Here is a 14,910-nt window from a genome sequence, read left to right as displayed (position 1 = left end):
CATCTTACCGTAATTCATGGACTAAGCGAATGTGATGCTGTTGGCCGTATTTTTTAGGTTAGTATGATTGCTTATTGTCACCTATTTAGTAATACTGCTTCATAAATATTCAAAGACAAATCAGTCATTTATATCATACCAATAACTGATGCCTTCTTTTCTACATAATGGCAATTATATAAGGTCTTTTTTATGTTTGCTCCCATCTATCGTCACTACCAGCGTCATGCAGCGCTAATACGTCTGAGTATACTGGCAATGTTAATATTGCCTGTGAGTGCTTGCAGCACACTAGATCCTGCAACGACTAATTCTGCGTCTTTAATAAAGGCCGCAGAGGCACCAAGGGTGGCTTTGGTATTGGGCGGTGGCGGTGCGAAAGGCTTTGCGCATGTTGGCGTCATCAAAGCATTAGAAGAGCAAGGCATTACACCGACCCTCATCGTCGGTACCAGCGTCGGCAGTTTGGTCGGTAGCTTATATGCCAGCGGCTACACACCAGCCCAGCTTGAACGCTTGGCAATAACCACAACTGATAGCGAATTGACTGATTTTGTCTTATCAAACCAAGGTTTTGTCGAAGGTATCAAACTCAAAAACTTTATCAATACCAAGGTGGGCGGGCAAACCATCGAAAACTTCCCCATCCGTTTTGCTGCCGTTGCTGCCGAAAAACACACCTTAAAAAAAGCGGTATTTACCACAGGGGACGCAGGTCTCGCTGTACAAGCGTCCTGTAGCGTACCCAATATTTTTATTGCCCCTCGCATTCCTGAAACTGTCGGCAAAAAATACATCGATGGCGGTGTCGTGAGCCTAGTGCCAGTAGATAGTGCGCATGATTTGGGTGCTGATATTATTATCGCGGTTGACGTGACAGCTGTTGAAACGCAAAAACAGACTTCTGGTACCAACAAACTGCCCACACTAAATTCCCTCAGTAGCGTTTGGGGGTTTATGGAGAATAGTATCGCCGCACAGCCGAGTAATACTCACCTCTTATCTATGCGTCATGAGCGTGATCGTGCGGATGTTGTCATCACTCCTCAGGTTTCTCACATAAGCTCAATTGATACCAGCCAACGTCGTGCACTGATCACAGCCGGCATGCAAGCAACTGCACCACACATTCCCGCCATTAAACAGCTCATCAAACAAAAATCAGCAAGCAAATACGCGACTCTCTGATCTATTCATCAACAGAACAGCTAAAAAGCCTAGGTGTTAAAAAAGCACCGCAGCTATAAACTGTGGTGCTTTTTATATTTGAGTAAGTACAGCGTTAATGACAATGCAATACACCCTCACATCAAATGCTAGATTTATTTAACGCGCGCACGATATTTCACCACGACTGTGTCATTAAGACCAACGCCTTCGAGGTCCCAGCGCACTGCTTTATAGTACTTTAGTGGAATTTCTTGCAATTTATTGTCTACTTTTCCACGCAAAGGCATACGAGCAAAGGTATTACCATCTGCACTGCCATAAGGAAAATCAGGAGAAACGGTTTGCAGTAGTTCTACTTGCTCAGGGATACTCATCGTTACGGTCATTTTACGGACTCTATCCGCATTGGTGTTGGTAAAATACCCTTGATACTCTAACACATTACCTGACTGCAATCGTGTACTGGCATTAACAGGAACCAAGACTTCTTGACCATTCGAGTCGGTGCTAATTAACGAGGCTGTAATCTTACTATTGACAGCTTGCGCGCTTGAGCGACTGTTTGTATTAGCCGATGATTGCATAGCAACCGAACCATCAACAGCTTGCTCTGGCGTTGGTAACATTGCCGAGGCTTGCGTCACCACCATCGCCCCGATAAGGGTACCAGCAACAACGTGAAACAAGCGATGGCCGCTCCAAGCACTAAATGGACTAGCAAATTGGTTACTTTTTTTCATGGTTTTCATTATCCCTAGTTAATATATCGGTAAAACGCGGCTGGTGAAGCTTGAATCGCTTTTAATATATTTTGGACCGTGTAGAGACCTTGTTATCGACGTGACGATCTGTGGTTTGGTCGGTATCGGCAAAATAATAGTGTTTAGCATAGCAAAAAGCGTTTGTACGTACACTAACCCCGTGTAGCGGTTGTGTATATAGTCTATCAGCGATACAGATTGATGAATACGACTGAAATAAAAGATAGCTCATAACGGTGTTTTTTGCTATGGTAAATCTTTAGCGATTGGCATTTTTTTGCCACGCCTTTTCTTTATTCAAACAACTATTGCCTCTACTATGACTACTAGTGCTATGCCACAAATTAACCCTGACTACGTCCATTGGTTCCGTAACTCTGCCCCTTATATCAACACACATCGCGGCAAAACGTTCGTGATTATGTTTGGTGGAGAGGCGGTCAATCATCCCAATTTTAGTACGCTTATCCATGATTTTGCCTTACTGCACAGCTTAGGTATTAAGCTCGTCTTAGTACATGGGGCACGACCGCAAATCGAGAATAATTTAGATGGTACGGGTATCGCCTCTCCACTGCATCAAGATATTCGTATTACCCCAAGGGTAGCAATGCCTGCTATCTTACAAGCCGTTGGGGCGATTCGTTTGCAGATCGAAGCCCAGCTGTCGATGGGACTGGCCAATTCACCCATGTACGGCTCACGCATTGATGCCATTTCAGGTAATTTTGTGACCGCACGCCCTTATGGTATTCGTGATGGTGTGGATTATCAGATGACAGGCGAAGTTCGCTCTATCGATGTTGAAGCCATTAAAAATAATTTACTGCACGACCATATTGTTATTTTGGGGTCAATGGGTTATTCAGCGACTGGCGAAGTCTTTAATTTATTAGCAGAAGACGTTGCTCTAAGTGCTGCTGTGGCACTTGGTGCGGATAAGTTGATATTCTTAGGTGAAGAAACCGGTATCAATGATGATGATCGATTGCTGCGCGAGATGATACCAAACGAAGTGGATCGCTTTTTACGAGATCGTGACTTGAACTGCGAAATCAATTATTTCTTAAATTGTGCCAGCTTGGCGTGTCGTCAAGGGGTTCATCGTACGCATATCATCTCTTACGCTAAAGACGGCGCCTTACTAGAAGAGTTATTCACACGTGACGGCTCTGGTACCTTGATCAGTCACGACCCTTACGAAGAGATTCGTCGTGCTGATATTGATGACGTGGTTGGTCTTATCGAGCTGCTATCACCGCTAGAAGAGCAAGGAATCTTGGTCAGCCGCTCGCGTGAGCGCTTGGAACAAGAGATTGATCAGTATAGCGTCATCGAACGTGACGGTATGATTTTGGGATGTGCTGCCTTGCATCCGCTAGATGCTTCATCAGCAGAAGTTGCCTGTGTCGCTGTCCATCCTGATTATAGAAGTGGTAGTCGCGGCGCCGATTTGTTGGCATTCTTAGAGCAACAAGCACGCAGTCACGGTCTGCATAAGTTGTTTGTATTGACCACTCGTACTGCTCATTGGTTCGTTGAACAAGGCTTTGAAGAAGTGGATGCTAGTGCGCTGCCAGCTGCACGTTTAGAGAAGTATCATAACGGTCGCAACTCAAAAGTGTTCCAAAAGAACCTATAATTGACGTCAGCGTATAAAACATTTTATAGCCGAGTTACTCTAAAACCGATACAGTGCTGCTGAGGTAAATTTTTTGCAGCCTCTGTCACGGCCGCGAACAGCAAACAGCAAACAGCAAACAGCAAACAGCAAACAGCAAACAAGAAAAATTCACCCAGTAGCACGTTGCTATTAACGTATCGATTTTATTTTGAACTGACTATTATAGTCATAAAAAAGCCTTCATAACAATGAAGGCTTTTTTGTGTTTGCTACATACTGATTGGCGTTTTATTTTACTTTTAATAGCTCAACAGTAAAGATAAGCGTGCTGTTAGGCTCGATACCAGCGTTACCAGCTTCGCCATAAGCGATATCTGCTGGGATATAGAACTCGTATTTGCCACCCTCTTTCATCAACTGCAGACCTTCCGTCCAGCCAGCGATGACTTGATTTAATGGGAACTCGATTGGCTCGCCGCGCTCATAAGAGCTATCGAAGACTGTACCATCAATCAGTTTGCCTTCGTAGTTGACTTCAACCACGTCCGTCGCTTTTGGTGATTTACCCGTACCAGCCGTGATAACTTTGTACTGTAAACCAGACGCCGTGGTTTTCACGCCCTCTTTTTTACCATTTTCTGCTAAGAATGCAGCGCCTTTGGTTTTGTTCTCTGCTGCTTTGGTTTCCATGTCTTTAACAAACTTCTCTTCTTGCTCTTTTTGGTACGCGGTCAATACTTCTTGCATTTGCTCTTGCGTCAATGCAGATTCTTTGCCTTCGTAGCCGTCACGGAACCCCTTCTCAAACGTATCAAGATCTAAGTCTTGCACGGCTTCTTTATTACCTTCCGCCATCATATAACCCAAACTATAACCAACTTTTTCAGTGGCTGGGCTTTGCTCGGTAATTGAAACGCTTTTCGCTGCTGTTTCTTGATTGCCATTGTTCGTGCTACAACCAGTAATCAACAACATTGCACTGGCAAGGGCACTAACGCTTAAAGTAGTGATTTTTTTCATAGGATTTCTCGAGTTATAAAATGGTATCTATTAATTTGTTTGCCATCATATCAAATCTACGTTTTAGGAGCCATATTTGACACGAAATTATCGGGCTAATGTACAGTCTATGTTAATATTTCTTCTTACGATAACAAGTTATCACACAAATACAGCAACACGTTAAGCTTTCTATCTTTAAATCCACTAATACATCAGATAAGCTAAATTAGTTAAAGTGATAAGTAACCGAGTGTAAGCTTTTATCTTATTTATTGAAGTCTTGGTAGTGAAGCAGTTAACACAAGGTAGAACAATATTCTCTGATAGAGCTTTATCTTCAAAAATTATAATGTCATTGCATAATTAACTCAAAAAATACTATTTATCATAACCATCTATGTAATGGATTCGCTCAATAATAATGGAATATGCAATATTGTTTGGCAGCTTTTATATGATGATTAAAGGAGGATAAGATGAATCCAATGTATACATCGTTCAATGGTTATCTTGGTGGGCCTATCGGTTCCATTATCGGCGCTATCTTGATTTTCATTATCGGTTGGCTTGTGGCACTTGGCGTTGCAGCACTTGTACGCGGTGTATTGTCTAAAGTCAATTTGAACCAACGTATGAACTCCTCAACGGGTAAAACCTACGATCTTGAGGGCATTATCTCTAAGGTTGTTTTCTGGTTTATCTTTATCATTGCTATTTCAGGGGCGCTTAGCCAATTAAATTTAAACTCTATTTCGGCACCATTTGCAAACATGGTCAACCAAGTATTAATGTTTATTCCTAATCTTATTGTGGCTATTGCAGTTGGTGTTATTGGTTGGGTTGTGGCGACTGTGGCTCGCACAGCTATCAATGCAGCTTTGGCGAAAACCTCAATGGATGAACGTTTAAGCGAAAAAGCTGGCGTAAAACCAATGAGCAGCACCATTGCTGACATGGTTTATTGGTTCATCTTATTGGTTGTTTTGACCATGGTACTTGGTCAATTAGAGCTTAACGGTCTCTTTGCTCCATTGACAAATATGGTTGATAAAATCTTTAACTTTATTCCTAACATCTTAATCGCTGGTGTCGTCTTCGTTGTTGGTTATATCATTGCCAAGATCGTACGCGGTATCGTGACCAACCTAGTTTCTACCTTTGATGTACAAGCACTTGCGACAAAAGCAGGTTTGAATGAGCAGAACAGCTTACCGAACATCGCTGGTTCATTGGCTTTCTTAGTCGTTATTATCCCAACTATCATTGCTGCGTTAAATGCATTAAAAATCGAAGTCATTGCTCGTCCTGCGACGAACATGCTAAACAAAATCATGGAAGCCTTACCAAACATTTTCATGGCAGTAGCCATTTTAGTAGTGACCTTCTACGTTGTACGTATGGTCGCCAACATCATCAAAGGCCTGCTCGAAAACACTGAAATCAACCAATTACCTGCAAAAGTTGGTCTACAACAAACGATGGGCAGTCAGAAAGTCTCTGACCTCGTTGGTTATGCCATCATTTTCTTTGCAATGTTGTTTGCTGCCATCGCTGCTGCTGACTTACTAGGTTTTGTTGCTATCTCTGGCATCATTACCATGTTTATCGCTTTTGGTGCCAATATCATCTTAGGCGCGATTGTTCTTTTCATCGGTTTTTGGCTTGCCAATGTCATCGCTGGTGTTGTTGAGCGTTCTGAGCAAGGTTCACAGTTCTTAGCGAATATCGTACGTGTATTGATCATGGGCTTAGTACTTGCCATGGGTCTAAAAGCAATGGGTATTGCAGACTCTATCGTCAACCTAGCATTTGGTTTAACACTAGGCGCTGTAGCCGTGGCTTTCGCATTGTCATTTGGTCTTGGTGGTCAAGAAGCAGCTGCTCGTTTCTTACGCAAAATGCAAGACAAAATGGATAAAGAAACAGACGAAGCAAAAGCAAAATCGACGCTTCAGACAAACAAGTCAACTCAAGAAAAATTTGCTGAGTCAGTTCGTGAAAATACGCTGTCTGCCTCTACGACAAGTACGTCGACTACCAATGTACACACAGATATCGTTGATACTACAAACGTAAATACTGATGATATCGCCAATGACAATATTGGTACTAGTGGCTTTGGTAATAGCAGCCTTGATAACACGACTATCGGTAACAACAATACCGTTAATAATGATATCGTTGGTGATGATCACTTATTGCCTAATAACGGTCTTGATGACGATATTAATAACAAATAAGCATTTGCTATTTTTACTACTAAATACGGAAAAGACAGCTTAGGCTGTCTTTTTTTATGGGTAGAGAGAAGTTCAAATGTCTTTAAAGTAAATCGTCACATTCAACTTTATTATTTAAGAGTTTGCTTTTTAAATTGCTGTAGCTGCTTGGTTAATTGACGCTCGCGCTGAGTCATGGCATTGACGGGTTGAATCCACAAATCAATATCTATAAAAGTATCCTCAGCTTCCTTAATAAACTCGATACCAAGCACAATGACATGATGAAGTTCAGCGATTGGCAAACGGATTGCAACATCTTGAGCAATCTTTGAAAGATTTGGTTGAATCGTTTTTTTACTGTGGTGCCCTTCTGCATCTTGTCCATAAAAGATCAATACATAATGTCGCCCCAAACTTTCGTAAGAATGTTGATGCACCACATACCCTGTCTGCTGCAGTCTTGGTTCTTGTTTTGGGTGTTTATACAAGGTACGAACCAATTCATGACGCGAAAATAACGACTCGTCCAACAACTGTTGTTGCCAATGGGTAACCTCATTAGCTAAGACCGCTTTATCATCATTGCCTATATGTTTTTCTCTTGACGCTTCTATCATCTGGGCACTAAGCTGCGACCATAGATGTGCTGCTTGTTGTAAGTGCTGATGATACATCTGTACGGTTACGCTTTGATTTTTATAAGCAAGCGTCATCGAGGTCAAAGCTGGATTGGGTTCATCTTGGATATTATATTTAATGAGTGCATTGTCTAGCACGATTGCTGGGGTAAATAGGGCAGGACGGTTTAAGAACTGGGTGACGAGCGCTGTTTCTGTTTCAAAGCTTGATACTTGACCATTGATAGCGTTCTCTAGCTGATCTAAATGGTAATCCAAAAATCGCCACAACTCACATGGTGCTTGTAGTGCTTCCAATATTGAGTGCCAATCATGCCAGTTAAAAACTTGTAGTCGCTGTACGCTATCGTTTGTATCTAAAACCAACTGCTCCATAAAATAGCGCGCACCAAAATGATGTTTGACGCGTTGATTTTTATATTTTTGGTCATCACTAATCCCATTCTCATTTTCTCTGTTGTCATCAGTCAGATGAATGTCCATAACCAAAACAGCATGAGTGGCCGTTTCGCTCTGCTTATTCTGTCTTTTTTGCCAAACTGTGGCGGCTTTTAGCGTTGCTAAGCGGGCAGCCTCAATCTTTGCAATACTACTGTCCAAAGGTAGGGACAAGGTTACTTCAAGCACCGACAGCTTGCCTGATAATAACTGGTACAAGTATTGCCGAGCAACATAGTGAGCACCGTACTGACGCTCAATGGTATCCATATTGACCAAAGAAATCTCAATGGCAGTTGACTGCAAATAGCAAGTCAACTCTTTAGCGATATCATACTGATCAGATATCGCAGTAGTCGAATAAGACACGTTTTCAACCCTTTATTGTCAAATAAACACGTTAGTTTGTAGGTAATGGCGTAAGCAAGAGACTATATTACGTACTATGCTTATAGCTGCTTCATGAAGCGCCCTGTTTGACCAGCTTGCCTTAATGACTATAGCGCGCTTGCCAGAAGCTTAAAAGTTAAAATGCCTCAGTTTTATGGAACAATGTCACCTTTATAAGAGTGCATCGCTATGATAGTGTGAGAATAATACACATCGGATGCAGACTTACAGATTATAAACTGCGCCCAAGCCCTTTTTTCAGGTACATTTATTAAGCCTATTTCACGAATACCATATAATAACAAGGATTGACAATGATGAAGCGTTTTAAAGAAAAAACCGTGATCGTAACAGGAGCGGGTTCGGGTATCGGTCGTGCAACCGCCATCCGCTTCGCCCAAGAAGGCGCGAACGTCGTTTTGGTAGGGCGCACAGCTGAAACGTTAAAGGAAACCGCCAAAGAGTTTCCAGAAGATCATACTTGGATTCATACTGATAATTATTTGTGCGTTACCTGTGATATCAGCGTACAAAGCCAAGTGCAAGAAATGGTGCAAGCCGCGATAGATACGTTTGAAAAAATCGATATTTTGGTCAATAATGCTGGCAAAGCCATACAAGGTAAGATAACAGATTTATCTACTGAAGATTGGAATACTGCCATCAATATCAATTTGAACGGGAATTTTTATGTCTCTCAAGCAGTCATGCCGCACCTCATAGCCACCAAAGGCAATATCGTTAATGTCTCCTCACTGTCAGGTATGGGTGGTGATTGGAACATGGCTGCCTACAATGCTGCCAAAGCTGGCGTTACCAACCTAACGCGTACTCTAGCGTTAGATCATGGCCCTGACGGCGTTCGTGTGAATGCGGTCAATCCAAGCGTGACTAAGACGAATATGACCACGGCAATTCAAGACAACGAATCAAAACAGGATAAGTTCTTCGCTCGCTCGGCTCTTGGTCGTTTGGCAACGCCCGAAGACATCGCAGCAGTCATTACTTTCTTAGCCAGCGATGACGCTTCTATGATTACAGGTGTCAATCTGCCTGTTGATGGCGGGGTAAGTGCTTCAAATGGTCAGCCAAATTTTTAGGCAAGTTGCTCAAGTTTTGATGATCAAAACAAAGCAGATCTAATAAAAAAGCCCTTGATCTTATGATATCAAGGGCTTTTTTTACCGATTGGACAATAAGCAATTCACAACTACATAATCACTGCTATGAAACGCCGTAGCCATCTTTTTTAATCAGGCGAGTTATTCATATCTTGTAGCGGCTGCGATAAACGCTCAGGGTGCTTGGGTATAACCCCTTTGTATTGAGCATAGATTTTTGGTAGGTCAGCATCGATATCGCCACTAGGATAGACAGGCGATAAAAAACGAACTTCTTTGGTGTTGTAGTCCAATGCCACTGGTAAAATAGGCACTCCTGCACCGACTGCCAAATAATAAAATCCTGTTTTCCAGTTTTCAGTATATTGGCGCGTACCTTCTGGTGCCAATCCTAAAAACAGGGGTTTACCTGTCTTAAATTTATCAATACTTGCTTGCAGTACTGACCCTTTATTGCCTCTATTGATAGGAATGACTCCTACCCAATGTAAGAGCTGAGCGAAGACGGGTATTTTAAACAAGGTATGCTTCGCCATAATACTTATGTTCAGATCCAAGGCAAACAAACCTGGAATCGCATAGATACCATCGACATTAGAGGTGTGAGGAAGCGCCAAGACCACTGCTTGCGGAATATTTGGAATCTCACCCACATTGCGCCAGCCAGCCATTTTTTGTAAGGCAGACGCGACCACTGGTGTCACTTTGCCACCACGTTTGGGAATTTTATCGCCCAACTGCGCTCTACTGAGCTTAGGCAATACTTTAGAACGTTTCAAAACCTTTGATGTCATGATGGCACCATATAGTAAAAGATAACTGTATCATACCATCAAGCCTAAACTACTACCTTGAATTTTATAGGTTTTATTATTCATTGGTTTATGGAACGCTAGGTTAAATCACTCAACACCTATCAGTCGTAAGCGAATGAAAAACAGGCCTCTAATCGTACTTATGATATATCTGCTAAGTTGCCTTTGCTTTCAAGCCATGTCTTGCGATCAGCCGCGCGTTTCTTTGCTAATAGCATATCCATAATGCCATTGGTTAATACCATATCGTCCATGTCCAACTGAACCAAACGCCGTGTATCACGGTTCATGGTGGTCTCACGTAACTGATCGGCACTCATTTCGCCAAGCCCTTTAAAGCGCGTGATTTGTGCTTTTTTATTGCCCGGTACATTTGCCAAAATCTGCTCAAGCTCAGACTCATCCAATGCATAATGCACATCTTTGCCCACATCTACTCGGTACAACGGTGGCATAGCGACAAATAAGTGACCTGCATCCACCAATGCTGGGAAATGCTTGACGAATAATGCACAAATCAGTGTAGCAATATGCAAGCCATCAGAGTCAGCATCGGCTAAGATGCAAACTTTATCGTAGCGCAGCTCTGACAAATCATCAGAGGCTGGGTCAACACCGATTGCAATGGCGATATCGTGAATCTCTTGGCTAGACAAAACCGTATCTGACGAGACTTCCCACGTATTAAGAATCTTACCACGCAGGGGTAATATCGCCTGATAATGACGATCACGAGCTTGTTTGGCACTACCGCCAGCAGAGTCACCTTCGACCAAAAACAGCTCAGCACCATCGCGTAGATCACCGCGACAATCGGCCAATTTACCCGGTAGCGCAGGACCTTGCGTGATTTTTTTACGGGCGACTTTTTTGGCAGATTTGAGACGACGACCTGCTTTGTTAATCGCCAGCTCGGCAATTTGCGTCCCCATATCGGCATGTTGGTTCAGCCACAAGCTAAACGCGTCTTTTGCCAGTGTCTGTACCGCGCCAGCTGCTTCACGGCTAGACAAGCGCTCTTTGGTTTGACCAGAAAATTGCGGCTCTGAAAACTTCAAAGACAAGATATAATTCACCCCGTCCCACACATCTTCTGCCGTCAATTTCACACTACGAGGCAGCAAGTTATGGATATCACAAAACTCGCGCAATGCTTCCAAGATACCCGTGCGCAGACCATTGACGTGCGTACCACCTTGCGCCGTTGGGATCAAGTTCACATAGCTTTCTTGTATCGGTGTACCGCCCTCAGGCAACCAAGATAACGCAAAAGTAATGCCTGCACGTGCGCCGTTTTTGGCTTCATGATTATAATAAAACGGCGCTTGCGGTAACGTTTCAAGCCCATCTAGTTGCTCGTTTAGATACTCAACCACGCCATCGGTAAACTGCCAAACGACTTTTTCATCGTTGATATCATCCACAAACTCAATCGTCAGCCCAGCCGCCAAAACTGCTTTGGCCTTTAAATTATGCTTAAGCTGTTTGACATTAAATTTGGGCGTATCAAAGAAGCTACCATCGGCCCAAAAATGGACTCTGGTACCGCGTTTGCGTTTGTTTGAACTGACCGCTTCCGTCAAAGGTGTCACGGGCGCGCCATTCTCAAATGCCATATCAAACTGCGTGCTGTCACGCCATACCGTCACTTCGACGCGTGTCGATAGCGCATTGACGACCGAAATACCTACGCCATGTAGACCACCTGAGACTTCATAATTGGAAGTCGAAAACTTACCACCCGCATGCAAGCGGGTCAAAATCAACTCAATACCAGATTGATTAAACTCAGGGTGAATATCGGTCGGCATACCGCGACCATCGTCTTCGACAGACAATGAACCATCAGCGTGCAGCTGGACTTTGATGGTTTTGGCATAACCTGCCAATGCTTCATCGACCGAGTTATCAATGACTTCTTGCGCTAGATGGTTTGGGCGTGTGGTATCGGTATACATACCGGGACGACGACGAACTGGCTCAAGTCCTTCTAAAACTTCTAACGATTGCGCATTATATTGACTCACAAATGCATCCTTAATTGTTCATGTGCGATTGATTCTATTGAACCATTATAACGAAAAATAGCGACCTTAACGGTAATAGTCAGTCGCTCACGTCATATAATGTCGTCTATTTATTTGATGCGATTTTAGACCAACTGCTGTATCAGCTTAAGTATCATCGGTAATTGCTCACCAAAATCACTAAATCGATGATCGCCGCCCGCCTGCACCGTCACTGCCGCACCTTGCTCTTGATAGAAGTCTTTGGCCAACTCAGGAGTTAACAATTCATCACCTTCTTTAATCAGTACCGCCACTTTGTCTGGATGATTCACCGTCGATAACGGATGATTCGCAAACCATTGCAAATCAGCATTGGTAATATCCCAGCCACCTGTCGTCGAATGTAGAACATAATCGTCGAACGATGTATCTTTGCTACCACTGGCGTCACTATTAGATGGTATAGCTTCATTGGCAAATCGTTGTAGCGTGATGTGAGGCTGCGTACTGGGATTTAATAATAGTGCTGGGCAACCCGTATGATTGCTGACCAAGGTAGAAAAATATCCACCTAACGAGCTGCCTATTAGTACGGTGTTGTTAGACGCAAATGGTGCGCCTTCAATACTTTGGTTTTTATTAGTGGCATTTTTTATTAATGATAGTATGTGCTCAAAAACGTGCTCAGGCGCTTGATTCAAATCAGGGCGTAATACGGGGATATCAGGATAATACTGCTGACAATACGCTTCTAATAATCTGCCTTTGGTAGAATTGGCATCGCTGTCCAATCCATGAATATAAATGAGGTTCATATATCATCTCGCTTATTCGACTTATTGTGATTGTTTTATAATGTCTGTGACGTCAGCATAACATCCGCCCAGTAAACATAGTAACAATAAAACGGCACACTATTATTCGGTATTTGCGACATAATAGGACTATGACAATAGTTTGCGCCAGTCAAAGGAATGACCGTAATAGCGATGGAGCCGCCATGAACCCACAGTTTGAGCTGTTTGACATAGACAACCCTTGCATTGGTGTCTGTCAAAGCAATAAAAAAGGCTATTGCTTTGGTTGCTTGCGCAGTCGTCCTGAGCGCCAATTTTGGCATGAAATGACGACAGAACAGCGTCGAGAGGTATTACGGCTTATTGTAGGTCGTAAACAGCGTATTGAGCAAATGAGACAGCGTAAAAATGAGCAGTTAGGATTTGATTTTGAGGAAGAGTTTGAGGTGGGTGAGTTGTTTTGAGGATTTATATGGTTTCAAATAAAAAATATTCCTAGAAACCCTATGTTAAAGAATAAATATAATGAACTCGTAGTTGAAAGGATAGATCAAGATTTTAATTTCTGTATTAAGTCTTCTGCTATTTGCACACCCAACTTAATTCTCTCTCTATCAATATTTTCGGCTTTTGAATGAACTTGTGTATTTCGAATTATCCTAAGCTCTGTCAATTGATTAATATCTGTAATTTCTAAAACACCAGCTCTCATAGCCATTTCCCATTTAAAGGTATGATCAGTGTCAATATTAGAATAATTAAATATTTCACGAACTAACGTTTCTACTTCATTAAAAAGTAAAATTAGGTTTTCGAGTGTTGCTTCGGCTTCTCTTGACACCGCTTTTATACCGAAAAGATTATCTAGAAGAACCGCTGCTATTTGTCTATAAGCAACAGGATAACGGCGATCCACTCCTAAGCCAGTACCATTATGATATAGCTGGTTTCTTATTCTATGATAGTGCTCTATATCACTATCATTTAAACCAGAAAGCTTAGATTGAGCTCTGTGAAAAACTAGCTCCACCATTTTAGGAAAGCTATTTCCAGCTTCTTCTACTTCTTTTCTTTGGAATTTTATGCCTGATATTTTTTCAGGTAGAGACATAAATACTCGAATTGATGTTTCGACAGAGTTGTCGATGCTAATGAATGCCATTCTACTGTCAAAAGCTGTATTAAGCTCAATATGCGAATCAGCGTGTTTTAATAGCTCTAAAGCTCCAGACGCCCATGTTTTTTCCATACTTTTTTCTCTATTCAATAGAAATATAATTAAATATTCCAAACGAAGTAATAATAGTCAGGTAGTTTTATACTTTCAAACATCCGATTGAGTTTCTATCAGCTAGTTAACTTTTTCTTCTCTAAATATGCTAAAAAATCTTGTCCCTTTTTAGTGATAGAAAATCTTCTCCATCGTACGCTAGCAACTTTTTCATTCTGAACTAGCCCATGAATTTTCAGCTTAGGACAGACGTTATTATATAAAAAATATACTGATTCATGTTGCTGACTTTGATTTGTTACACCAGTAACAAGAGTCTCTTGAACAGTTTCAAATAGAACAAATAAAGTTTGAATTACATTTTCTCGCCCATCGATAATATTAGGTGGAATTTTCACCTCTATTGAATTAAGAATTTTTTCTAGTTCATCAAATTCAGACGAGTTAGTTACCTTTGTATACTGACCAACTTTGTTGGATAAAATAGAGTTTTGTTTAGTTAATTCTTTCACATCATTGTTCAGTTTAGCTATTTCGTCTGAATAGAACCTAATACGTAGAGTGTTTAAATGCTTGAAAAAGACGCGCAAAGAAAAGCCCCTTGATACGTTAGTATCAAGGGGCTAGTCAGAATAGAGAGCTGACGATGACCTACTCTCACATGGGCGAACCACACTACCATTGGCGCTACG

The 14,910-nt window shown here is 42.1% G+C and carries 13 protein-coding genes; 5 read left to right on the top strand and 8 right to left on the bottom strand.

Translation table 11 applies throughout. The annotated features are described in order from the left end of the window. Window positions 1–192 precede the first annotated feature (192 nt). The gene (locus tag CIK80_RS07800) at window positions 193–1,188 is read left to right on the top strand and encodes a patatin-like phospholipase family protein (protein WP_095569575.1); all 996 of its coding nucleotides are present in this window, start codon (window positions 193–195) and stop codon (window positions 1,186–1,188) included. A gap of 134 nt (window positions 1,189–1,322) precedes the next feature. Here CIK80_RS07800 and CIK80_RS07795 read toward each other — a convergent pair whose 3' ends face one another. Next, window positions 1,323–1,910 carry a hypothetical protein gene (locus CIK80_RS07795; RefSeq protein ID WP_095569574.1) on the bottom strand — a complete coding sequence of 196 codons (588 nt, stop codon included), beginning with the start codon at window positions 1,908–1,910 and terminating at the stop codon, window positions 1,323–1,325. A 340-nt stretch (window positions 1,911–2,250) separates the two neighbouring features. Between CIK80_RS07795 and argA the strand changes: the two genes are divergently transcribed. After that, window positions 2,251–3,573 carry an amino-acid N-acetyltransferase gene (gene argA / locus CIK80_RS07790; protein ID WP_062845707.1) on the top strand — a complete coding sequence of 441 codons (1,323 nt, stop codon included), beginning with the start codon at window positions 2,251–2,253 and terminating at the stop codon, window positions 3,571–3,573. A 270-nt stretch (window positions 3,574–3,843) separates the two neighbouring features. Here the strand turns inward: argA and CIK80_RS07785 are convergent, their stop codons facing one another. After that, window positions 3,844–4,575, bottom strand: coding sequence for an FKBP-type peptidyl-prolyl cis-trans isomerase (locus CIK80_RS07785; RefSeq protein ID WP_062845708.1), 732 nt, complete (start codon window positions 4,573–4,575; stop codon window positions 3,844–3,846). Between the two features lie 458 nt (window positions 4,576–5,033). Between CIK80_RS07785 and CIK80_RS07780 the strand changes: the two genes are divergently transcribed. Beyond that, window positions 5,034–6,797 carry a mechanosensitive ion channel gene (locus CIK80_RS07780; protein WP_095569573.1) on the top strand — a complete coding sequence of 588 codons (1,764 nt, stop codon included), beginning with the start codon at window positions 5,034–5,036 and terminating at the stop codon, window positions 6,795–6,797. 110 nt (window positions 6,798–6,907) lie between these two features. Here CIK80_RS07780 and CIK80_RS07775 read toward each other — a convergent pair whose 3' ends face one another. Continuing rightward, window positions 6,908–8,224: a hypothetical protein gene (locus CIK80_RS07775; RefSeq protein ID WP_095569572.1), complete on the bottom strand. Its 1,317-nt coding sequence runs from the start codon at window positions 8,222–8,224 to the stop codon at window positions 6,908–6,910. A gap of 335 nt (window positions 8,225–8,559) precedes the next feature. Here CIK80_RS07775 and CIK80_RS07770 point away from each other — a divergent pair, with 335 nt between their 5' ends. Beyond that, window positions 8,560–9,345: an SDR family oxidoreductase gene (locus tag CIK80_RS07770; RefSeq protein WP_257011716.1), complete on the top strand. Its 786-nt coding sequence runs from the start codon at window positions 8,560–8,562 to the stop codon at window positions 9,343–9,345. A gap of 149 nt (window positions 9,346–9,494) precedes the next feature. Here the strand turns inward: CIK80_RS07770 and CIK80_RS07765 are convergent, their stop codons facing one another. The 3 genes from CIK80_RS07765 to CIK80_RS07755 all read right to left on the bottom strand — a co-directional run bounded on the left by CIK80_RS07765 (window position 9,495) and on the right by CIK80_RS07755 (window position 13,005). Next, window positions 9,495–10,160, bottom strand: a complete 666-nt coding sequence (locus tag CIK80_RS07765) for a lysophospholipid acyltransferase family protein (protein WP_095569571.1) — start codon at window positions 10,158–10,160, stop codon at window positions 9,495–9,497. Between the two features lie 161 nt (window positions 10,161–10,321). Continuing rightward, complete coding sequence (parE, locus tag CIK80_RS07760; RefSeq protein WP_095569570.1) at window positions 10,322–12,208, bottom strand: DNA topoisomerase IV subunit B; 1,887 nt, start codon at window positions 12,206–12,208, stop codon at window positions 10,322–10,324. 125 nt (window positions 12,209–12,333) lie between these two features. After that, entirely contained in the window at window positions 12,334–13,005 is a 672-nt protein-coding gene (locus tag CIK80_RS07755) for a YqiA/YcfP family alpha/beta fold hydrolase (protein ID WP_095569569.1), read from the bottom strand. Window positions 13,006–13,190: 185 nt separating this feature from the next. Between CIK80_RS07755 and CIK80_RS07750 the strand changes: the two genes are divergently transcribed. Next, the gene (locus CIK80_RS07750) at window positions 13,191–13,451 is read left to right on the top strand and encodes a DUF1289 domain-containing protein (RefSeq protein ID WP_095569568.1); all 261 of its coding nucleotides are present in this window, start codon (window positions 13,191–13,193) and stop codon (window positions 13,449–13,451) included. A gap of 86 nt (window positions 13,452–13,537) precedes the next feature. Here CIK80_RS07750 and CIK80_RS07745 read toward each other — a convergent pair whose 3' ends face one another. Both CIK80_RS07745 and CIK80_RS07740 read right to left on the bottom strand, forming a co-directional pair. Then, the gene (locus tag CIK80_RS07745; protein ID WP_095569567.1) at window positions 13,538–14,236 is read right to left on the bottom strand and encodes a hypothetical protein; all 699 of its coding nucleotides are present in this window, start codon (window positions 14,234–14,236) and stop codon (window positions 13,538–13,540) included. 98 nt (window positions 14,237–14,334) lie between these two features. Further along, complete coding sequence (locus tag CIK80_RS07740; RefSeq protein WP_143516790.1) at window positions 14,335–14,730, bottom strand: hypothetical protein; 396 nt, start codon at window positions 14,728–14,730, stop codon at window positions 14,335–14,337. Between the last annotated feature and the right edge of the window lie 180 nt (window positions 14,731–14,910).

It is taken from the genome of Psychrobacter sp. JB193 (assembly GCF_002285555.1).
GTDB lineage: Bacteria > Pseudomonadota > Gammaproteobacteria > Pseudomonadales > Moraxellaceae > Psychrobacter > Psychrobacter alimentarius.
This window is presented reverse-complemented; position numbering and strand designations above follow the sequence as displayed.

Coding starts and splice junctions, on each gene's coding strand:
- CIK80_RS07800 (WP_095569575.1), top strand. CDS start 193: ATGTTTGCTCCCATCTATCGTCACTACCAGCGTCATGCAGCGCTAATA.
- CIK80_RS07795 (WP_095569574.1), bottom strand. CDS start 1,910: ATGAAAAAAAGTAACCAATTTGCTAGTCCATTTAGTGCTTGGAGCGGC.
- argA (WP_062845707.1), top strand. CDS start 2,251: ATGACTACTAGTGCTATGCCACAAATTAACCCTGACTACGTCCATTGG.
- CIK80_RS07785 (WP_062845708.1), bottom strand. CDS start 4,575: ATGAAAAAAATCACTACTTTAAGCGTTAGTGCCCTTGCCAGTGCAATG.
- CIK80_RS07780 (WP_095569573.1), top strand. CDS start 5,034: ATGAATCCAATGTATACATCGTTCAATGGTTATCTTGGTGGGCCTATC.
- CIK80_RS07770 (WP_257011716.1), top strand. CDS start 8,560: ATGATGAAGCGTTTTAAAGAAAAAACCGTGATCGTAACAGGAGCGGGT.
- CIK80_RS07765 (WP_095569571.1), bottom strand. CDS start 10,160: ATGACATCAAAGGTTTTGAAACGTTCTAAAGTATTGCCTAAGCTCAGT.
- CIK80_RS07755 (WP_095569569.1), bottom strand. CDS start 13,005: ATGAACCTCATTTATATTCATGGATTGGACAGCGATGCCAATTCTACC.
- CIK80_RS07750 (WP_095569568.1), top strand. CDS start 13,191: ATGAACCCACAGTTTGAGCTGTTTGACATAGACAACCCTTGCATTGGT.
- CIK80_RS07745 (WP_095569567.1), bottom strand. CDS start 14,236: ATGGAAAAAACATGGGCGTCTGGAGCTTTAGAGCTATTAAAACACGCT.